The organism is Streptomyces xantholiticus, assembly GCF_014651015.1.
Classification (GTDB): Bacteria; Actinomycetota; Actinomycetes; order Streptomycetales; family Streptomycetaceae; genus Streptomyces; species Streptomyces xantholiticus.
Genome location: NZ_BMWB01000014.1, coordinates 165472 through 185060, shown reverse-complemented (window position 1 = coordinate 185060; position 19589 = coordinate 165472). Strand labels below are relative to the sequence as shown.

The 19589-nt window shown below is 72.7% G+C and carries 17 protein-coding genes and 1 pseudogene; 9 read left to right on the top strand and 9 right to left on the bottom strand.

The genetic code is table 11. The features are described from left to right. Positions 1-23 precede the first annotated feature (23 nt). The 3 genes from IE198_RS21180 to IE198_RS21170 all read right to left on the bottom strand — a co-directional run bounded on the left by IE198_RS21180 (position 24) and on the right by IE198_RS21170 (position 2922). The gene (locus IE198_RS21180; RefSeq protein WP_189888898.1) at positions 24-674 is read right to left on the bottom strand and encodes a DUF4360 domain-containing protein; all 651 of its coding nucleotides are present in this window, start codon (positions 672-674) and stop codon (positions 24-26) included. Positions 675-973: 299 nt separating this feature from the next. Beyond that, on the bottom strand, positions 974-1873 hold the full coding sequence (locus tag IE198_RS21175; protein WP_189888896.1) for an NAD(+)/NADH kinase: 900 nt from the start codon (positions 1871-1873) through the stop codon (positions 974-976). Continuing rightward, complete coding sequence (locus IE198_RS21170; protein WP_189888895.1) at positions 1870-2922, bottom strand: SPFH domain-containing protein; 1053 nt, start codon at positions 2920-2922, stop codon at positions 1870-1872. The genes IE198_RS21175 and IE198_RS21170 overlap by 4 nt, the downstream gene beginning before the upstream one ends. A gap of 116 nt (positions 2923-3038) precedes the next feature. Here IE198_RS21170 and IE198_RS21165 point away from each other — a divergent pair, with 116 nt between their 5' ends. Further along, positions 3039-3803: a class I SAM-dependent methyltransferase gene (locus tag IE198_RS21165; protein ID WP_189888893.1), complete on the top strand. Its 765-nt coding sequence runs from the start codon at positions 3039-3041 to the stop codon at positions 3801-3803. Positions 3804-3820: 17 nt separating this feature from the next. Here the strand turns inward: IE198_RS21165 and dnaN are convergent. Continuing rightward, positions 3821-4956, bottom strand: a pseudogene (gene dnaN / locus IE198_RS21160) (DNA polymerase III subunit beta). 177 nt (positions 4957-5133) lie between these two features. Here dnaN and IE198_RS21155 point away from each other — a divergent pair. The 3 genes from IE198_RS21155 (at position 5134) to IE198_RS21145 (ending at position 8296) form a co-directional block, all read left to right on the top strand. Continuing rightward, complete coding sequence (locus IE198_RS21155; protein ID WP_373299917.1) at positions 5134-6105, top strand: endonuclease/exonuclease/phosphatase family protein; 972 nt, start codon at positions 5134-5136, stop codon at positions 6103-6105. 129 nt (positions 6106-6234) lie between these two features. Then, the gene (locus tag IE198_RS21150; RefSeq protein ID WP_189888891.1) at positions 6235-7143 is read left to right on the top strand and encodes a lytic polysaccharide monooxygenase auxiliary activity family 9 protein; all 909 of its coding nucleotides are present in this window, start codon (positions 6235-6237) and stop codon (positions 7141-7143) included. A gap of 175 nt (positions 7144-7318) precedes the next feature. After that, positions 7319-8296, top strand: a complete 978-nt coding sequence (locus IE198_RS21145; RefSeq protein ID WP_189888889.1) for a glycosyltransferase family 2 protein — start codon at positions 7319-7321, stop codon at positions 8294-8296. Here IE198_RS21145 and IE198_RS21140 read toward each other — a convergent pair. The 3 genes from IE198_RS21140 to IE198_RS21130 form a co-directional block, all read right to left on the bottom strand. After that, positions 8271-9776, bottom strand: coding sequence for a DUF6056 family protein (locus tag IE198_RS21140; protein ID WP_189888887.1), 1506 nt, complete (start codon positions 9774-9776; stop codon positions 8271-8273). The two genes, IE198_RS21145 and IE198_RS21140, sit on opposite strands and share 26 nt — an antisense overlap. 184 nt (positions 9777-9960) lie before the next feature. Then, the gene (locus tag IE198_RS21135; protein WP_229834174.1) at positions 9961-10593 is read right to left on the bottom strand and encodes a hypothetical protein; all 633 of its coding nucleotides are present in this window, start codon (positions 10591-10593) and stop codon (positions 9961-9963) included. Further along, entirely contained in the window at positions 10590-12251 is a 1662-nt protein-coding gene (locus IE198_RS21130) for a serine/threonine-protein kinase (protein WP_189888885.1), read from the bottom strand. The genes IE198_RS21135 and IE198_RS21130 overlap by 4 nt, the downstream gene beginning before the upstream one ends. Positions 12252-12468: 217 nt before the next feature. On the opposite strand from IE198_RS21130, the gene IE198_RS21125 reads away from it, so the two are divergent. Both IE198_RS21125 and IE198_RS21120 read left to right on the top strand, forming a co-directional pair. Beyond that, positions 12469-13611, top strand: a complete 1143-nt coding sequence (locus IE198_RS21125; RefSeq protein ID WP_189888883.1) for a S1 family peptidase — start codon at positions 12469-12471, stop codon at positions 13609-13611. Positions 13612-13935: 324 nt separating this feature from the next. Further along, a complete protein-coding gene (locus IE198_RS21120; RefSeq protein WP_189888881.1) occupies positions 13936-15162 on the top strand; it encodes a hypothetical protein in 1227 nt (408 codons plus the stop codon). 16 nt (positions 15163-15178) lie between these two features. Here the strand turns inward: IE198_RS21120 and IE198_RS21115 are convergent, their stop codons facing one another. After that, entirely contained in the window at positions 15179-15853 is a 675-nt protein-coding gene (locus IE198_RS21115; RefSeq protein WP_229834172.1) for a PRC-barrel domain-containing protein, read from the bottom strand. A 151-nt stretch (positions 15854-16004) separates the two neighbouring features. On the opposite strand from IE198_RS21115, the gene IE198_RS21110 reads away from it, so the two are divergent. Beyond that, on the top strand, positions 16005-16391 hold the full coding sequence (locus tag IE198_RS21110) for a VOC family protein (RefSeq protein ID WP_189888878.1): 387 nt from the start codon (positions 16005-16007) through the stop codon (positions 16389-16391). Then, entirely contained in the window at positions 16388-17023 is a 636-nt protein-coding gene (locus IE198_RS21105) for a TetR/AcrR family transcriptional regulator (protein WP_189888876.1), read from the top strand. The genes IE198_RS21110 and IE198_RS21105 overlap by 4 nt, the downstream gene beginning before the upstream one ends. A gap of 6 nt (positions 17024-17029) precedes the next feature. Here the strand turns inward: IE198_RS21105 and IE198_RS21100 are convergent, their stop codons facing one another. Continuing rightward, positions 17030-17920, bottom strand: a complete 891-nt coding sequence (locus IE198_RS21100) for an LLM class flavin-dependent oxidoreductase (protein WP_189888874.1) — start codon at positions 17918-17920, stop codon at positions 17030-17032. A 116-nt stretch (positions 17921-18036) separates the two neighbouring features. Between IE198_RS21100 and IE198_RS21095 the strand changes: the two genes are divergently transcribed. Further along, positions 18037-19503, top strand: coding sequence for an aminotransferase class I/II-fold pyridoxal phosphate-dependent enzyme (locus IE198_RS21095; protein ID WP_189888872.1), 1467 nt, complete (start codon positions 18037-18039; stop codon positions 19501-19503). Positions 19504-19589 lie beyond the last annotated feature (86 nt).

Below are 19589 nucleotides of genomic sequence, written 5' to 3'. Positions count from 1 at the left end.
AGTCCCGGCCGGGGCTGCTCGCGTCAGCGTCCCGGGCACTCCTTCCAGGCCATGTGATAGATCGTGCTGATGTCGCCGTCGGTGGAGTCCATGGTCATGAAGCTGGTCTCCGCCGGGTCCGAGGTGCCCGCGTTGACGCGGAGTTCGGTGTTGATGTTGAAGTTCCGCTGCACACCGCAGGGCGCCCAGACCAGCTGCGCCCAGTCCGTCCGGTCGGTCGCCTGCCAGTTGTCGTCGTACGGGCCCTCGAAGGTGTGGGACCGGTAGGCGGTGCTCGGTGAGCCCTGGAAGTAGTACGAGGCCTTCTCCGTACTGCTCGCGCCGGGCTGCAGCGAGGCGAAGCCTCTGTAGTCGGCGCTCGCGATCGCGTACGTGAAGCCCTGCGGCACGTGCACGATCAGATTGAGCTGACAGTTCTTGCGGAACGCGGTGGCCGGGGAGTTGGCGCCGACCTGGGCGAGGTAGTCGCTGTAGGTCACCGTGAACGCCGTGTTGTCCTGTGAGACGGCGACGGCGGCCGTCCCCGCGGGGCACCCGGAGCCGTTGACCGTCGCGATCTCGATCACGATCCTGTCCGGCGGCGGGTCGGTGATGACGGAGGGGCTGTGCTGGGCGGGGAGGGCGGAGGCGAACAGTGCGGCGATTGCGCCGCTCGCCAGCATTCCACCGGTCATGGGTTCTCCGTTCCATTGCTGTCGGTGCCGGGCGGTCGTGGCACACGGGTGCGTGCCGCCTGGTTGGGGGGTGCGGCCGCCCGCCTGGGCGGTGGGGGCCGTCACGGACCAGTTGCTCCGGAGTGAGTTCTCGTTCCGCCGCACATGCCGATGTTGTGGAAAAATCATGCACATGACATGCGAGCGCCGGGCTCCCGGCCTGCGGGGGCCGGGAGTTGGTCGAATGGTAGAAACCTGTGAAGAGGGCGGCTAGAGCGATGTCCGGCCATTCGGCGGGCCGGCCGGACGGCTCCGGCGGCTCAAACCAGCAGCCGCAGCGAGGTGTCCGCGATACCCAGTGACACCGACTGCCCCCAGGTGAGACTCAACGAGTCGCTCTCCATTCCGTCGCCGAAGACCACCAGCCGGTCCGACTCCACGGCGATCCGCAGCCGTTGGCCCGGTCCCAGTGCGCCGGACACCCTGGTCGTCCCGGTCGTGGGGGACGGCCAGGCCTCCCTGACGAACCACACGAGCCGTGGATCGGTGGGCCCCGGCAGCGCGAGCGGGCTGTCGCGCTCCTGCCACACGGAGCGCAGCCACCCCGTCGCGCCGGTGCCCGTGCCGACCAGCACCCCGGACGACGCCTGGGCCTCCGCGCCGGACCCGTCGCCGTCGTGCCCCAGACGGTAGCGGGCGGTCTGATGACCGGGCGGGCCCAGATAGATCTCGTTGAGCGCGGGCAGCCGCTGTGTGTCGTCGGCGACGGCCTCCACCATGGTCAGCTCGTCGGCGGTGCGGCCGGGCAGGACGGCGGAGCGCAGCAGCCGCTCCGCGTCCTTGGCCCGGTGGCGCACCAGGATCCCCGGATTGCGGCCCGGTTCCGTGTCGATGCCCACCACCGGCTGGCCGGCGAGGTACTTGGCGGTGTTGGCGACCAGGCCGTCCTGGCCCACCACGACCACCACGTCCTCGGGGCCGAACAGGAACCGGTCGAGGTCCTGGCGCTCCACACGGGCCTGCCGCCACTGCAGCGGAACGGCGGCCGACACATCCGCCAGCGCCCGCTGCGTACGGTGGTGCCGCTCGGCCACCTCCCGGATGCTGCGGCCGCGCGAGGTCAGGAAGAACTCGGCCTGCCCACGGGTCCCGTGCCGGGCCAGCAGTTCTTCGTACTCGGTGCTGCGGTGCACGAGGACGGCGCGGGGGGCCAGGCTCACGCCCGGCCTCCAGTCCGACCCTGTGCGCCGGGGCCGCCCTGCCCGTCCGTCTCGCGCTGTCCGCCGAGCCTCGCCAGCAGGCCGGTCAGGACGTCGGGGGAGAGGGTGACGCTGTCGATCCGCGGCAGGTTCTCGGCGAGCCGGGTGGCGGCAAGGGCGTGCAGGGTCGCGGGATCCACCTCGCCGTGCACGCGCAGCCAGGCGGCCTGCGCCCCGGCCCGTGCCTCGCCGACCTCCTTCGCCGCCTCGGCCTCCGCCCGGGCGAGGCGCACCTTGCGCTTCGCCTCCGCGTCCGCGCGCACGGCGTCCGCCGCCGCGCTCTCCTCGGCCTGCCGGCGGGCGTTGGTGCCGTTCTGCTCGACCAGTTGCTCCTCGCGGCGTGCCAGCTCGATCTTGCTGGCCAGTTCGTTCTCCGCGATGGCGCGTTCGCGCTCCACGGCGACGGCCCGGCGCTCGTACGTCGCGCGGTCCGCCTCCTGCTGGATCTGCTCCCGCGCCGGGGTACGCAGGGCGCGTTCCACCTCGGGCTCCGGGCGGATCGCCACCACCCGTACCGCCACCACCTCGATGCCGGTGGCCGGCAGCCGGGGCTCGGTGGCCAGCCCGTCCGTGATGCGGGTGCGGACGGCGGCGACGCCGTCGGCGAGCGCCGCCGCGAGCGGCGTGCGGGCCAGTACGTCGAGGGCGTGCTGCTGTGCGGTCTCCGTGAGCAGGGTGGCGATCTGCTCCAGCGGCGCGGCGCGCCACGCCCCCGTGTCGGGGTCGATGGAGAAGTCGAGCCGGGCCGCGGCCGTCGAGGGATCGCTGATCCGGTAGGTCACGGTGGCCTGTACCGAAACGTCCTGGAAGTCGGCGGTGCGGGCGTGGAAGGAGACGGCCAACTCGCGGTCGTCGACCGGTACTTCGGACAGCGCGGCGGTGAGTGCGCGGAACCAGAAGCTGAGGCCCGTCCCGTCGTGGGCGAGACGGCCGCGCCTGTGGTGGCGGACATGGGCGGTGGGCGCGGCGCGCAGATGGCGCCAGCCGAGACGTGCGGTGATGTCGGCCATGACAGAACCCCCTCTTTTCGTCGGTGTGACGATATAAGGTGAGGGTGATTATCGTCAATACGACGAAAGTGTGAAGCGGATCCCTGCCGGCTCGCCGGGCACTACGCTGAGCCCCGATGTTCACCGCCCAGGGCCCCACGCTTCGCGAACTCGCCGTGCAGGCGCTCTCCTCGATCGAGCACGGCTACGACCTGCTCGCCCCCAAGTTCGACCTGACGCCGTTCCGTACCTCTGACCGGCTGCTGGACGCGATGACGGGCGCCCTGCGGCCACTCGGGCCCTTCACGGCCGGCCTCGACATCTGCTGCGGCACCGGAGCGGGCATGAGCGTGCTGCGGCAGGTGTGCCGGGAGCGGGCCGTGGGCGTCGACTTCAGCGCCGGAATGCTCGCCGCCGCGACAGCCGCGGCCGCTGGTGAGCAGCCGGCGGCAGAGTCGCCCGCCGGCCGGGACGGACCGGCCGTCTCCTGGGTACGGGCGGACGTGCGGGCACTGCCCTTCGCCCCAGGTTTCGACCTGGCCGTGAGCTTCGGCGCCTTCGGTCATTTCCTGCCGCGGGAACGTCCGTTGCTCTTCGCCCAGGCCTACGCCGCCCTCCGCCCCGGCGGCGTCTTCGCGTTCCCGATGCCGGCCCCGCCCGGCCCGAACTCGTCGCTCTACTGGAAGCTGCTGGGCTTCGACGTGGCGATGCGGGTGCGCAACGCCCTGTGGCGCCCGCAGTTCGTCATGTACTACCGCACCTTCCCGCTGTCCGCGGTGCTCGCCGACCTCGGCCGGACCGGATTCACCGTGGAACTGTGCCCGTTGACCGAGCTGGGCCACCTCGCGAACGGCAGCCCGCGCATTTGCATGGTGGTGGCGTGGAAGCCCGGCGACCTCTGACCGGCCCGTTCACCGGCTCACAGCTGTGGCTTCACCGACATCAGCAGATGCCGATGGCAGTCGTCCGTCCCCTGGCCGGCCGGTCCCGTACCGGCCGGTGTCACGCCGCTCAGCAGAGCCCGTTGACCCGGCCCCAGCAGCTGGAACCGCACCCCCTCCGTGTCGAACGACGACAAGGCGTCCACGAGATACGACGGGTTGAACGCCACCGTCATCTCCCCGGCGCCCTCCAGAGCGGCGGGCAGCTCCTGCGAGGCCACATCGTCCTCATGACCGGCCTGGAGGCGGACCAAGTCCGCCGAGAACGCCAGCCGCAGCGGGCTGTCGCCCTCCGCGACCACCGCCACCCGCTTCACCGCTTCGAGCAGCGGTGTCCTCCCGGTGAGGGCCGACGCGGCCTCCGGCAGGGCGAACAGCTTGTCGTGGCCCGGCAGTCGGCCGTCGAGCAGCCGCGCGGTGATCCGCATCCCGGTGCTCCCGAACCCGATCGTGCCTCCGTCCAGCGCTATGCCGACCGTGCCGGCCCGCTCCAGCGAACGTGCCGCCTCGGCCAGCCGCCGGGCCGACACGACGACGTCGGCCGACGCCTGCGGCGAAGACGGCTTCCACTCTCGAGTGTGCGCACCGCGTACCGGTACCGGTCGGTTGCCGCCAGCGTCATCGTCCCGCCGTCGAGCGCCAGCCGGATTCCGGTCAGCACGGGCAGCGAGTCGTCCCGCCCGGCGGCCACCGCCACCTGCCCCACCGCGGCGGCGAACGCCTGCGCGTCCACCGCCCCGCAGAGCTCCGGCAGCGCGGGCAGGGCCGGATAATCCTCAAGGGGCAGTACCGACAGCCCGAAACGTGCACCGTCGCAGCTGACCGACAGGCGTGAGGTGTCCACCGCGCACCGTACCGTCCCGCCCGGCAGCACGCGGCAGACGTCCAGCAGCCTGCGCCCCATGACCAGCACCTGCCCGGGCAGTTCGACGTCGGCCTCGACCTCGATACGGGCGGACGCCTCATGGTCGAGGCCCGAGACACGCAGCAGGCCGCCGCCGTCCGCCTCCAGCAGCAGTCCGCCCAGCACAGGGACGGGGGAGCGGGCCGGCAGCACGCGGGCCGCCCAGGCGACGGCATCCGCCAGTACCCCGCGCTCTATCCGGAACTCCATCAGAACCTCTTTCCTGCCTGGTGCGGTCGGGCGTGCAGACGCTATCGGCGCCCACTGACAGTGGCGCGCTCCGAAGCTGGCAAGATCGTCGGTCCGACGGGGAACGGAGCGGCAGTGACGAGCGACGCCAACGAGCACCGCGCGGCCAAGGGCGGTGCCACCGAACGACAGCGGGGCATCCGGTTCCCGGGCAGGGGAAGCTGGGGTACCGACCACCGCGGGCGCTCCCGCTTCGGCCGCGGCCGCCTGCTCGCGGCGCTCGCCGTGCTCGTCGCCTGTCCGCTCGCCTTCCACTCCGCCGTGCCGAACATCGTCGGCCGGCTCAGCAGTCTGCTGGAGACGTTCCTGCCGTGGCTCGCTCTCGCGGTACCCGTCCTGCTGGTCGCCGCCCTGCTGCGCCGTTCCGTCACAGCCCTGATCGCCCTGCTGCTGCCGGCAGCCGTGTGGCTCGGGCTCTTCGGTGCGCTGCTGCTGCCCGCGTCCGGCGGGCCGGCCGGTCTTGTCGCCGTGCAGCACAACGTCAGCGATGTGAACACCGATCCGGCAGGCACCGCGCGGACGCTGCTGAGCGTCCGCCCCGACCTCGTCGCCCTCGAGGAGCTCGTCCCGTCCGCGCTGCCCGCCTACGAGAAGGCGCTGGCGCCCGATCTTCCGCACCATGCCGTGGTGGGCACCGTGGGCCTGTGGTCGAGACATCCGCTGGCGGAGGTACGGCCGGTCGACCTCAAGCCGCGCGGTGTCCGCACCGGCTGGAACCGAGGGATGCGGGCCACCGTTCTGACGCCGGGGGCCGCGGTCGCCGTCCATGTCGCGCATCTGCCGTCCGTACGACTCGGGATGGGCAGCGGTTTCAGTTCCGCATGGCGCGACGAGAGCGCCCGGCTGCTCGGCGCCGCCCTCGCCGCGGAGGAGCAGTCCCGGGTGATCCTGCTGGGAGACCTCAACAGCACTGTCGACGACCGCGGTCTCGACCCGGTCCTGGCGCATGTGGGCGTGGCCGGCCCGGGCTTCGCCTTCAGCTGGCCGGCATCCTTCCCGGTCGCACGGATCGACCAGATCCTGTCCCGGTCGGCGAAGGTGACCCACGTCCGGTCGCTGCCCGCGACAGGCAGCGACCATCTGCCCATCGCCGCCCGGATCACGCTGTGACCCCTGCCCGCGCACCGTGCCGTGCCGCGCACCCAACCGCGCCGTGCCGCGCACCCGTCCTGCTGAACGCCCGCCGCGCCGCAGCCGTACTCCACGGCAGCCGTCGAGCCCCGAGGAGGTCCGCAGCCGATGACCGGACTTCGCCGCACCCCAGCCGTCGCCGTGACCGCGCTGGCCGGCGCCGTGCCCCTGGTCCTGCTGGCCGCCGGTACCGCCCAGGCGCACGGGTCGCCCACCGACCCGGTCAGCCGGACCGCCGTCTGCGGACTCGAGGACGCCCAGCGCGCGTCGGGCGCCTGCCGGGCCGCCGTCGATGCGAACGGGGGAGCCCCGATCGGCGCGTGGGACAACCTGCGGCTGCCCGACATCGGCGGCAGGGACCGTGAGGCGGTGCCCGACGGACAGTTGTGCAGCGCCGGCCTCGACGCGTACCGCGGGCTCGACGTGGCCCGCGCCGACTGGCCGGCCACGCCGCTGAAGGCGGGCGCCGCGTTCACGCTCACCTACCGTTCGAGCATCCCGCACAAAGGAACCTTCGAGCTGTACCTGACCCAGCGGGAACACGACCCGGCCGCGCCGCTGACCTGGGCCGAGCTCGGCGACCGGCCGTTCGCCACCGCCACGGACCCGGCGCTCGAAAACGGTGCGTACCGGATCAGGGGCCGCCTGCCCGCGGGGCTCACGGGTCGTCATGTGCTGTACACGATCTGGCGGAACACGGACACACCCGACACGTACTACTCGTGTTCGGACGTCGTCCTCACGCCTGGTGAGGACACGCAGCAGAACCCAGCGCGGCCCAGGCCGCCGGCCTCTGCGTCCGCCCCGCCGCCTCCCACGGCCCAGTCACCGACCGCCTCCTCGGGGCAGGCCGCCCCTGCCCCGTCCCGGACCGCTTCGCCCGGGCAGGCGGCCCCGGTGCCCGCCGCCGACGCCGTCGGTGAGCGCCCCGTGATCCTCTTCGGTGCCGCCGCGGCTGCCCTCGCGCTGGCCTCGGTCTGCGGCTCCGTGCTGCTGCGGCGCCGTGCCCGGACCTGACCTCCGTCATCCCGAGCCCGGACGGCCGGACACGCCCCAAGACGGCCCAATGCCCGGCGACGAACCGTTGTCCGCGCCAGCGTGAAGGCAACCTCCGTGTCCCGTCCGCCGTCTTCCCTCCATGCAACGGGCCGCGGGGTACGCAGTCCGCCCGCACCACAGCGCATGGAGTGAGATGACAACGGTCCAGACTTCGGTCGTCGTGCCGTGCTTCAACGAGGACGACGTGATCGACGCCTTCCACCGGGAGCTGGTCGGCGCCCTCGAGCCGGCCGGTACGGCATTCGAGATCTGCTACGTCGACGACGGCAGCGGCGACGGGACCCGGGCGCGCCTCAAGGAACTCGCCGCGTCCGACCCCCGCGTCCGCTACACCTCCTTCAGCCGCAACTTCGGCAAGGAGTCCGCGATGCTCGCCGGACTGCGCATGTCACGCGGCGACGCGGTCGTCCTCATGGACGCCGATCTGCAGCACCCGCCCCACCTCGTGCGCCGCATGCTGGAGCTGCACCGCCACGGCTACGACCAGGTCGTCGCGCAGCGGGACCGCACCGGAGAGAGCGCGTTGCGGCGGGTGCTGAGCCAGGGCTACTACCGTCTTGTGCGCCGCTTCATGGATGTCGAAGTCGTCGACGGCGCGGGGGACTTCAGGCTGCTGTCCCGCCGGGCCGTCGACGCCCTGCTCACCATGCCGGAGTCCAACCGCTTCTCCAAGGGCCTCTTCTCCTGGATCGGCTTCGACACCGTCAGCTTCACCTACTCCAATGTGCAGCGAGCCGCCGGCTCCTCCAAGTGGGGCGGCCGGCGGCTGCTCAACTACGGCATCGACGGGCTGCTCTCCTTCAACAGCCGCCCGCTGCGGCTGGCGATCCACACCGGTCTGTGGCTCTTCCTCTCCGCGCTCGCCTACGCACTGTGGATCATCGGCAACGTCCTCCTCGACGGCGTCGAGACCCCCGGCTACGCGACGCTGATCGCGGCCATCGTGGGACTCGGCGGCATCCAGCTCGCCACGCTCGGAGTCATCGGCGAGTACGTGGGCCGCATCTACCACGAGGCCAAGCGCCGGCCCCACTATGTGATCCGTGAGACCGACGAGACCGCGCCCGCGCAGCCCGAGGCAGTGCTCAGGGAAGCCGCTTTGAGTAAGTGACCTTGTCCAGCTGGTAGTGGTCGGCCACGCACTGCGCCGGCCACACCCGGCGTCCGCCCTGGCTGAACGGCTCCAGCATCCGCCCGACCGACAGCGGGGTGTAGGGCAGTTCCGTCGCCCCCCGCGCCGCACCCTCACGCAGGTAACGGTCCTGGCGGTCCCACCGCTCGGCCCGCACCTGCATGTCGTGCGCGAGGCCGGCCAGAGGTCCCACCAGCCCGAGAACCGTCGCCGCGCACACCGCGGCGGCCACGCCCGTCGCCGCGCGCGCCCGCCGCCCGGACAGGTGTGGCCGAAGCGCCCGGCCGGCGAACGCACCGGCGGCCACCAGCAGCAGGACGTACAGCAGCAGATAGTCGTTCCACGTCCGTTCGGTGGTGACCACCTTCGCGCCGAAGACCGGATAGGTGATGACGGTGCACAGATAGCCGGACACCAGGAAGGCGAGGGTCCCCAGGCCCATCAGGAACAGCGGTCTCGGCGGCAGCAGCACCGTCGCCCCTCCCCGTCGCCCGCGCGCCATGAGCCCCAGGAGCACACCGGCCGCCACCGCGCCGGCGTACTGCCAGGTGGTGAGGACCGTTTCGAGGATCTGCGCGTAGCCGCGCAGGGAGCCCAGCAGCGACTCCGGGGCCAGCATGGACGTGCTCTCCGCCCCGTACCGCTCGCGTCGGTTGCGCGACCCGGGCGAGGTCACCAGCAGCAGGGTGCCGACGGCGATTCCGGCCATCCCCGCCAGCGACCAGACCCGGGCGGAACGGCGCGCCCGCCCGGCGAAGATCCGGTGGGCGAAGAGCACCACGCCCGAGAGCACCACGAGAGCGACGACCGACGTCTCCTCCGACAGCGTCCCCATGAACACGCCGGAGCCCGCGACCGTCACCAGCGCGGCGGCCCTGCCGCTGCGCCCACGGGCACACAGCAGGGGCAGGGCCGCAGCGCACGCCAACACGGGGGCCACGGTGTGCGAGACGGACGCGGCCGGCCAGTAGAACGTCTTGTACGTGTTGGGCGTGGCGAACAGGAACACCGCGCAGACCATCGCGGACACCAGCAGCGGCACACCACGCGGCACCTGTTGCCCGGTCCTGCGCAGTACCTGGGCGATGAGCGCCCAGAGCAGCACCAGCATCACCAGGCCGCTGACGAGACCGAACCACTGGTGCCCGCCGACCGGGAACTTCGTGTAGAGGCCGACCATCAGGCCATTGGCGAGCCGTCCGTTGTCGGTGAACCAGAACTTGCCGATCAGGCCGGAGATCCCGTCCTCGCGGACCACAGGCAGGAAGCACCACTCGTCGGCGCTGGGCCGCACATGCCGGCCGTACCACGACGCCAGCGCGAGCAGACCCAGCGGCAGCAGCGCCAGGGCCCCGGGCCACAGGGACCGCCATCGCGCGAGTGGGCCGGGTCGGCCGCTCCTCGGTGCGCGGCGTTCGTCCTCGCGCGCGACGGTGACGCTCGCTGCGTCGACGGCCATACCACCACTGCCTTTCGGAATACCGGAGATGCGACCTCGAAGAGGTGGATCGGCGAAGTCGCGTTCCATTCTCCGGTGGCCGAGATCGCGGGTCCCGTCGACAGGCCGCCGGACCGCATCGACGCCACGAACGGCTGCGCACCTGCCAAGAGGGCTGTCGCAGCGCTGCGGTCCCCGGCCGGTATCAGGGGCACCGGTACAGGAACGACGCGCCGGCGGTGTGCCCGGACGGCGAGAGGATCCGCAGCTCCGCGCCGGCCCGGTACTCGCCCCTGCCGTGGAACGTCCACAGCAGGTGCAGGCGGACCTCCTTCCGGCCGCGAGCCACATCCTGGCGCAGCACACCCGAGCTGGTGCCGTCGCTGCGCACCCAGCGGTAGCGCAGGGTTCCGGGCCGTCCGTCGGTCCGCACCACGCCCACCACATCGGCGGTCCCGTCGCAGCCGGGCCCGCCGGGCGACGCCGTAACGGCCACGTCCCGCACGGCCGTCTGCGGCCCGAACCGCTGCCAGGCGAGGAAAACGAGCACGAGTGCCAGCAGGAAGGCGGCCGGCGCGTACCGCCGCAGGCGGCGGTGCCCCTCGCGCGCAGGCCGGGAGACGGCCTGCCGGCCGGCGAGAGTGCCGTGCCATACGGCGACGGCCGTGGTGCTGTTGCCCGGCTGGCGGACGAAGGCGGTCACCCCGGGGCCGAAGCGCAGCACGTCGCCCTCGACCCGATCGGGAACGGGAGGGGGATCGGGTCGCTGGAACCAGTGGCTGGCCAGCTCGGTCGCGCTGTAGTCGTCGTCGCCCGGGGGCGCGGTTCGGCCGTTCACAGGACCGGGCACCCCTTCCTGGTCAGCAGTTGCTGGGTGGAACTGCCGCTTGCCGCGGCCGGATCGGTGCTCGCCGCGACAGCCCAGTAGCAGCCCGTGCCCTGGAAGGCGTGGTCCAGGTCGAGGGTGTATCGGGTGGCTCCGCTCCGCTCGAACGACCGGGTGCTTTCCACGGTCCCCGGTTCGCCCTTCACGTTGCTGGTGGACCACGAGGCGGCGATCGTCACCGGCCCCGTTCCGTCCGTCACGACCTCGACGGTGGCGGCGGCGGTTGCCGCACCGGTCTGCCGGAAGGCGGTGACCGAGACGGACTTCACCCGCACGGGAACGACCGTCGGCGGCGGGCTGACGACCGGGTCGGCCGACGGCTCCACCGGCTGCGTGGACACCGTCGGGCCGGCGGGCAGGTCCGACGGGGGCGCGGGCGGTTCGGTGGCCGGCCCGACGGACGCACCCGGCGAGGGCGGGGCAGTGGTGCCGGCCGGCGAAGGGGCAGGCGCCGGCGGGCCGGTGGTCGCGCCTGCGCCGGGGGACGGAGAGCCGCCCGGGGACGGCATCGCGCTGGTCGTCGCGAGGGCCTGCGCGGTCGCACCCGGCGATGTGTCCTCACCCGCCTGGGCGGTGACGGCGACCACGGCCGCGACGGCCAGCGCGGCTGCCCCCGCGAGCGCCTTGCGCAGTGCCGGCGGCAGCCATCCGGCGAGCCGGGCCCCGGTGCCGACGCCGGCCCCGGTGCCTCCGCCCGTGCCGATCGTGGTCGTTGCGGCGTCCGCCGTCCCAGGGGTCCGGCCTCCCGAAGGGAACAGCAGCGGCAGCAGTGCGGCCAGCGCCGCCAGCTTGCGCCGGCCGCGCTCCTCCCAGTCGGTGCCGTAGGCCGCTCCCGCGATCTCCTCGAGTTCGGCCACGAACGCCGCCGCGTTCGCCGGCCGCCGGCCCGGGGACTTGGCGAGTCCGCGCCGGATCAGGGGCCGTACGGGCTCGGGCGTGTCGTCCTCGGGGACGGGCGCCTCGATGTGCTGGAGCGCCAGCTCGGCGATGTTCTCGCCGCGGAACGGCTTGTGGCCCGTCAGACATTCGTAGAACGTCGCGGTGGCCGCGTACACGTCGGCCGCGGGAGACGCGGGCCCGCCCTGCCATTGCTCGGGGGCCATGTAGGCGGGTGTGCCCGCCACCCCCGGCGTGGTGCCCCCGCCCGCGGCGATGCCGAAGTCGACGAGTTTGGACGAGCCGTCCGCAGCGACCAGGACGTTCTCGGGCTTGTAGTCCCGGTGCACCACACCCGCGCCGTGAGCGGCGGCAAGCCCCAGCAGTGAGCCCTTCAGCACCGCCAGCGCCGCCTCCGGCCCCGTGGCGCCCTCCCGCAGCAACAGGGCGCGCAGCGCGAGCCCGTCGACCAGCTCCATCACGATGGCGGCGCCCTGCGGAGCCTCGACGTACTCGTAGAGCCGCACCACGTACGGCGAGTCGAGGCCGCCCAGCAGTTGGGCCTCCGCGCGGAAGTCCCGTACGAAACCGGTGTCCGCGCGCAGCCGCTCGCTCAGATACTTCACGGCCACCGGCACGCCGGTGGCGTCGTGGACGGCGAGCACGACACGCCCGCAGCCACCGGAACCGAGCTCCCGGGATTCCGTGTACCCGGGCACCGACCAGGTGTTCATCGCGTTCCCCCCCGCCCTGGCGCTGTCACGGGCACAGACACATTTTCTTCACGGCCGGTTCCCGACGCGATCAGGACAACTCCGGCGCAGGGCCGTACTTGGCATGGACCTGACTCGGCGGTTCGGTTACGCTCCGCCCCGGGCGCATCTGAGAGCGCTCTCGGTGCGGCCCCTGTTCCATCCCCCACGTTGCTGGAACAACCGAAAGGTCAACGCCTTGAGACGCACGACAGTCATACGCACGGGCCTGTCCGCACTCCTCGTCCTGGGCTCGTGGGCCGCGGTCGGCGCCGGCCCCGCCGTCGCCTCCGCATCCGCCCCCGAACCGCAGCTCTCCACCGGCCTGCTCGCGGCCATGCAGCGCGACCTCGGTCTCGACGCGGCCGGGGCCAAGGCCCGTCTCGCGGCGGAGAAGAGCGCCGCCGCCGTCGAAGGAAAAGCGCAGCGCGCCGCCGGGGACGCCTACGGCGGCTCCTGGTTCGACGCCGGCACCGGCAGGCTGACCGTGGCCGTCACCGAGCCGGATCGGACGGCTGCCGTACGGGCGACGGGCGCCGATGTGCGACTGGTGTCCCGCACCGCGGAGCAGCTCGACTCGGTCAAGCGTGAGATCGACCGACTGAAGGCGCCCGCCGGCGTGGCCGGTTGGCACGTCGACCCCGAGGCGAACCGGGTCGTCGTGGACGTGGTCGCCTCCGAACGGGCTGACAACGATGTCCAGGTCTTTCTCGACCGGGCGAGGGACACCGGCCCGATCACGGTGAAGGAGACCGCGCAGGCACCGGAGCCGTTCGCTGCGGGAACCGTCGGCGGCGACCCGTACTACACCGGCAACGTCCGCTGCTCCATCGGGTTCTCCGTGCACGGGGGCTTCGTGACGGCCGGTCACTGCGGTCGGCCGGGAGCCGCTGTGCGCGGCTGGGACGGCTCGCACATCGGCACCTTCCAGGGGTCGTCGTTCCCCGGTGACGACTACGCCTGGGTCAGCGTCGGCAGCGGGTGGTGGACGGTGCCCGTGGTCCTCGGCTGGGGGACCGTCCCCGACCAGTTGGTCCGCGGCTCGGCCGAGGCTCCGGTCGGAGCCTCCGTCTGTCGCTCGGGTTCCACGACCCACTGGCACTGCGGCACCGTTCTCGCCAAGAACGAGACGGTCAACTACAGCCAGGGCGCCGTCCATCAGATGACGAAGACGAGCGTCTGCGCCGAACCGGGTGACTCGGGCGGCTCGTTCATCAGCGGCGACCAGGCGCAGGGCGTCACCTCCGGCGGCTGGGGCAACTGCGGCAGCGGCGGACAGACCTGGCACCAGCCGGTCAACGAGATCCTGGGCCGCTACGGGCTGCGTCTGCACACGGCCTGACGAAGCGCGACGCCACCAAGGCCCGACGGCCGGCACGGTCTCAGGGCCACCACGGCCCCACGGCACTCATGGCCGGGCCGGTCGCACCCGGTGCGACCGGCCGCCGCGGCGGCCGGGACCTGCTTCAACAGCCCGGGGTGGCCAGATCCGCAGGATCCCGCCGAGGTGCGCGGCGAGACACGGGGTCCCCGACCGGCCCGAAGCGCGCGCAAAGCCCCCCACCCTCAGGAGGGTTGCTCCCGCCGGACCACGCCGGGGCGCCTCGTACCTGCGGCCTCACGACGGCCGTCCGGCCCGGTTCGCCGGACCGGGTACGGTGCTGATGTGCTGATCACAGGGGAGAACCGGAACAATCCGGCACCGGGGACCGCGCTGCTCCTCGCGGCCGCCCCGGCCGGCAAGGGGCGTCTGATCGACGCGGCGTCGGTGCTGCCCGCGCTCGCGGCCGTGCCGGCGGACATCCTCGCCGGTACGTCAGGCGCCGCCGCGGCCACGGTGATCGAGCTCGCCGACCCGCTCGATCCACAGACGGTCCTCACCCGTATCCGTGCCGCGGCGGCCGCGCCGGGACCGCTGCACCTCTATCTCGCGGGGCAGTTGCACGTGGACCGCAAGCAACGCCTCCTGCACCTGGCCCTCGCCCGCACGGTCCCGTCGACGCTGCGCTATACGGGCCTGCCCTGGCACTGGCTGGCCGGGGAGATGAAGGCCCGGCGCCCGGGCACCACCACGGTGGTCCTCGACCTCGTCGCCGACGCGGAAGCCTGGCAGCAGGTCACCGGCGGTCATATAGGCCTCGGCGACGGCACCCGGATGTACGGGCGCATCGCCCCGGCACCAGGCGGGCGCCGGTGCGTCGCCGTTCCCGTCCATCTGAAGGCTGTCGCCGCCATCTGGCGCAGCGGGGCGCGTCCGCCGCTGCCTCAACTGCATGAACAGGCCGCTGCCCAGGCCGCCTCCGAGTACGGCCAGGACGGCGCACTGCTGTTCGGTGTCGACGCCGCCGCGGTCCGCACACCCGGACCGCTGCCCCTCCCCGTCCCTGTCCCCGCGGGCCCGGCCGCGCCGCCGCCGGCATCGGGGACCGAGCCGCCTCCGAGCGACCCGCACCCGGCGATCCTCGCGGCCGCACGGGCCGGACGCCATGCCGAGGCGGCCGCCGCCGCCTCGGCACAGGAGAACGAGGCGCTGCGCACCCATGGACCCGGCTCGGTCCAGGTCCTGCACTGGCTGGAGGTACGGGCGGATCTGGCGCGTCTCGCGCAGGACCCCGCCCGCAGCTGCGAGTTGTGGATGACCGCCGCAGAGGTGCGCCTGGGACGGCAGCAGACCGCGGACGATCCGGATGTCGAGGCGGCCGTGGACCGGGCCCACCACCAGTGGGAGCAGATCAGGGACACCGGCCGCGCCATGCAACTGGCCCCTGCTCTGGTCGTGTTGCGGCGCCGGGTGCCCGGCCGGCAGCGGGGCGCGCTCCAGTTGCTCCAGCGACGGCTGGAGCAGCTCCACGAGCGTCGGACCGGGACGCTGCCCGCCGCGCCGAACCCATGACGCGCGGCGGAACGGTCTACTGCTCCTCCTCCGGAGCCACGTACTTGCGCAGCCGTGCGCGGCCGACCCCGTTGCGTTCGGTGCCGACGTGCATGGTCTCCTCGGAGCCCGTCATCGCCACGTCGGTGTCGTCCCGGCGGTCCCTGCCCGCCATGTCCCGGCCGTCGCCCGCCAGATCGCGGCCGCGGGGCCCGGCCTCCGCCGCACGCCCGTGGGCGGGGGTCGCGCCGGCCATGCCCTGACCGGACCCGGCACGGCTCCGATCGGCCGTGCCCGCGGCAGCGCCACCGGCTCCGGCCGCACCTGCGCCGGCAGTCCCCGAGTCGTCCCGGCCGCCTTCGGAGGGCTGGTTGGCGCCCTTCCACGTGGCGTTCCAGTCGATGCTGTAGTGCCGGTACAGACGCTGCTCCTCCTCGGCCGAGAGATGACCACCGGCGTCCACGTCGACGTTCGGCGCGTCCTTGATCCTGTCCTTCGGGTAGGGCACCTCGAGGTGGCCCTCGACCATGTGGGCGTCGCGGATCGGCACGAACGACTCGCTGCTGCCGAACAGGCCCGTCCGTACGCTCACCCAGTCCGGTTCGCCGGTGGCGTCGTCGAGGAAGACATGGTTCGCGTTGCCGATCTTGTTGCCGTCGGCGTCGTAGACCGGGTGGTCGAGCACATCGCGGATCTGTGCTTTGGTGATCACTCTTCTTCCTCCTTCTGCGGCGTCCCCCGGTCCGTGTAACCACCGCAAAAGCGGCTAAACGAAGCTCGATCCCGCCACTCATCCCGCTTGTGCGAATAACTCTGCGTCAATTACGATTCGATCCGGATCGAATTCGAATGAGGGGGACATCATGCGAGTGAAGGACTTCGACCACCTGGTGCTCAATGTCCAGGACGTCGAGCGGGCACTGGAGTTCTACTGCGGACCGCTCGGTCTCGAGCCCGTCCGGGTGGAGGAGTGGAGGGCCGGGAAGGCCCCGTTCCCGTCGGTGCGTATCAACCCGACCACCATCATCGACTTCGTCAGCCGGCCCCGTGGCGAGTCCAACGTGGACCACATCTGCCTCGTCGTCGACCCGCTGGACTGGCAGGAGGTCGTCGACTCCGGCGTGTTCACCGTCCTCGAGGGTCCCGTCGGCCGCTACGGTGCCCGCGGCGACGCCCAGTCCGTCTATGTCCAGGACCCCGACGGCAACACGGTCGAACTGCGCTGGTACCCGCAGGACGCCGAACAGTGACCCCTGCCGCGGCCGGCCGCCCGCGCGACCCGGCGATCGACGCCGCGGTGGTGGCCGCGACCCTCGACGTGCTGCGCGCGCACGGGTACGCCGGGTTCGCCCTCGAGGCGGTCGCGGCCCGGGCCGGCACGACCAAGGCGTCCATCCGGCGCCGGTGGACCACCCGCCAGAGTCTGGTGATCGACGCCCTCGCCTCGGTCCTGGTCATGCCGCCCGTGCCGGATCACGGCTGCACCCGATGCGACCTGACCCAGAGCGTCGACCTGCTCGGGGAGGCCCTGCTCGACCGGCTTCCGGCGGGCGTCCTCGCCCCCCTGGTCGCGGCCTGCGCGCACGACACCGGGCTGCACCGGCGGCTGATCGACGCACTGGTGCGGCCCAGCAGAGACGCCGCCACGATCGCGGTGCGACGCGCCGTCGACCGTGGCGACCTTCGGGCCGGTGTCGATCCGGACCTGCTGGTCGACCTCCTGGCCTCGGTGGTCTACCAGCGGGCCCTCTTCGGCGGCGCACCGGCCGGCCGCGGCGCCGCACGCCCGCTGGTCGACCTGCTGTTGCAGGGCGCGGCCGTCGACTTCGACCGTCTGGTGCGGGTGAGCGAGCTGCCCGCCCATTCCGGACACCGCCACTGACCGGCCTCAGGTCCGGGCGGAGGCACGCGGGACGAGCGGACGGACCTCTTCGGCCACGAAGCGCACGAAGTCCTCCGGGGCGGGCTCGTCGGCCGTGGGCTGGAGCACCACGGTGTCCGCGCCCGTATCCACCAGGCGCTGCACGGCCTTCGCCACCGAGCCCGCGTCGCCCGCCACGCCGAGTTCGCCGCCGGGCGCCTTGCCGGAGCGCTCCAGTTCGCCCCTGAGCCGGTCCTCCGCGCCGGGGCCGGTCGCCGTGTGGAGATAGACGACGATCTCGTGGCGGCCCGTACGTCCGGCTGCCGCCCGCCCCTCGGCGACGAGCCGGCAGGCCTCCCGTACTCCGTCGGGCGCCACAGAGGCGTCCAGGATCGTTCCGTCCGCGGCCTCGCCCGTCAGCCGCAGCGAACGCGGCCCGGTGGCCCCCGCCAGCACGGGAGGCGCCGTCGTCGGCGGCCAGTCGAGGGCGACGTCCTCGAGCTTCACGTACCGGCCGTCCACCGTGACCCGCTCTCCGCCCAACAGGGCGCGCATCGCGGCAAGATGCTCGCGCAGCAGCGTCAGAGGCGACTCGACACGCGCACCGACCTGTCCCATCCAGTCCTGGACCCCGTGCCCCACGCCCAGAGCGACCCGCCCGGGGAACAGCCGGTGCAGCGTGGCGGCCTCCATCGACGTCAGCGCGACGTTCCGCAACGGCACCGGGAGCAGGCCCACGCCGACACGCAGCCGCTCCGACCAGGCCAGTGCGGCGGCCGCCGTCGCGATCCCGCTCTCCAGGAAGCAGTCCTCCCAGAGCCAGAGCTCCTCCAACCCCGCGGCGTCAGCCGCACGGACCACCTCCCGCAACCGCTCGGGAGGCAATTGAGGTCGAAACACAGCGCCGAGAACAGTCATGAGGCACAACTACCCGTCCTTCCGGGGCGCCGGCAACCCGGTATCGGAGAACGGCCGTTCCGCCGCCCCGGGCGCTCGTGCCGTTTTCGTCCCTGCGTACCGGGAAGCGGAAACCCATGGACCACTCACGGACGCCCGTACTGGAAGCGCTGGCCGCCTACCACGCGGAGAGCCAGACCCCCTTCACCCCGCCCGGACACAAGCAGCACCGCGGCGCGGACCCCCGGGTCCGCGCGGTGCTGGGCGACGAGGTCTTCCGGTCCGACGTCCTCGCTGTCAGCGGCCTCGACGACCGGACCTCCTCGCACGGGATCCTCGAGCAGGCCCAGGAACTGATGGCTGACGCCGTAGGGGCGGAGCACACCTTCTTCTCCACCTGCGGCAGCTCACTGTCCGTCAAGGCGGCCATGCTCGCCGTCGCCGGGCCGCACGAGAAACTGATCGTCGGCAGGGACGCGCACAAGTCCGTGGTGTCCGGGCTGGTGCTCGCGGGCATCCGGCCCGTCTGGGTCGACCCGCAGTGGGACCCCGACCGCCGCCTGGCGCACCCGCCCTCCGCCGACGCCTTCCGCGCCGCGCTGGCCCGGCACCCCGACGCGAGGGGGGCCCTCGTGACGACGCCCACCCCCTACGGGACGTGCTCGGATCTCTCCGGCATCGCGGCCACCTGCCACGAACACGGAGTGCCGCTCATCGTCGACGAGGCGTGGGGCGCCCATCTGCCCTTCCACCCGGACCTGCCGGCCTGGGCCATGGACGCCGGGGCGGACGTGTGCGTGACCTCGGTCCACAAGATGGGCTCCGGCCTGGAGCAGGGCTCCGTCTTCCATCTGCAGGGAGACCTGATCGACCCGACGGTCCTCAAGAGCAGAGAGGACCTGCTGGGCACGACGAGCCCGTCCACGCTGATCTATGCGGCGCTCGACGGCTGGCGCCGCCAGATGGTCGAGCACGGCCGGTCCCTGTACGACGAGGCGCTGGCACTGGCCCACGAGGTCCGCGCCCGCATCGCGGAGATCGAGGGCATGCACGTCCACGGGCGGGACGATTTCTGCGGTCCAGGGCGCGCCACGGACCTGGATCCCCTGCAGGTCATCATCGACATCACCGAGCTGGGGACGACCGGCTACCGGATCGCGGACTGGCTGCGTGAGAACCACCGGGTGAACCTCCACCTCTCCGACCACCGGCGCATCAGCGTCCAGCTGACCCATGCCGACGACAAGGCCTCCGCGGACCGCCTGCTCACCGCCCTGCGCGACGTGCCGGGCCACGCGCCGCAGCTCGCACCGGCGCCCACCGTGGAGGCGCCGGTCCCGGCGGACCTGCGCCTGGAGCAGGTCATGCTGCCCCGCGACGCATACTTCGGCAGGATCGAACAGGTCCCCTTGGAGGACGCGGTGGGCCGCGTCAGCGCCGAGATGCTCACCCCCTACCCGCCCGGCATCCCCGCGGCGCTGCCCGGTGAACGGCTGAACGAGGCGGCACTGCGGTACCTGCGCAGCGGCGTCGAGGCCGGCATGGTGATCCCCGACGGCGCGGACCCCGGGGTCAGGACCGTCCGCGTCACGGTCGAGGACTGACCCGGCCGGCAACCCGCCCGGCCGGTCCTCGCCCTGTTCACCGACGGACTGACCGACAGGCCGGTGGAACGCCCCGGGACTCACAT

Excerpts from the sequence above, each read along its gene's own strand:
- IE198_RS21165 (WP_189888893.1), top strand. The coding sequence starts at position 3,039 with ATGTTCACCGCCCAGGGCCCCACGCTTCGCGAACTCGCCGTGCAGGCG.
- IE198_RS21110 (WP_189888878.1), top strand. The coding sequence starts at position 16,005 with ATGCGAGTGAAGGACTTCGACCACCTGGTGCTCAATGTCCAGGACGTC.
- IE198_RS21150 (WP_189888891.1), top strand. The coding sequence starts at position 6,235 with ATGACCGGACTTCGCCGCACCCCAGCCGTCGCCGTGACCGCGCTGGCC.
- IE198_RS21180 (WP_189888898.1), bottom strand. The coding sequence starts at position 674 with ATGACCGGTGGAATGCTGGCGAGCGGCGCAATCGCCGCACTGTTCGCC.
- IE198_RS21170 (WP_189888895.1), bottom strand. The coding sequence starts at position 2,922 with ATGGCCGACATCACCGCACGTCTCGGCTGGCGCCATCTGCGCGCCGCG.
- IE198_RS21095 (WP_189888872.1), top strand. The coding sequence starts at position 18,037 with ATGGACCACTCACGGACGCCCGTACTGGAAGCGCTGGCCGCCTACCAC.
- IE198_RS21140 (WP_189888887.1), bottom strand. The coding sequence starts at position 9,776 with ATGGCCGTCGACGCAGCGAGCGTCACCGTCGCGCGCGAGGACGAACGC.
- IE198_RS21130 (WP_189888885.1), bottom strand. The coding sequence starts at position 12,251 with ATGAACACCTGGTCGGTGCCCGGGTACACGGAATCCCGGGAGCTCGGT.
- IE198_RS21100 (WP_189888874.1), bottom strand. The coding sequence starts at position 17,920 with ATGACTGTTCTCGGCGCTGTGTTTCGACCTCAATTGCCTCCCGAGCGG.
- IE198_RS21145 (WP_189888889.1), top strand. The coding sequence starts at position 7,319 with ATGACAACGGTCCAGACTTCGGTCGTCGTGCCGTGCTTCAACGAGGAC.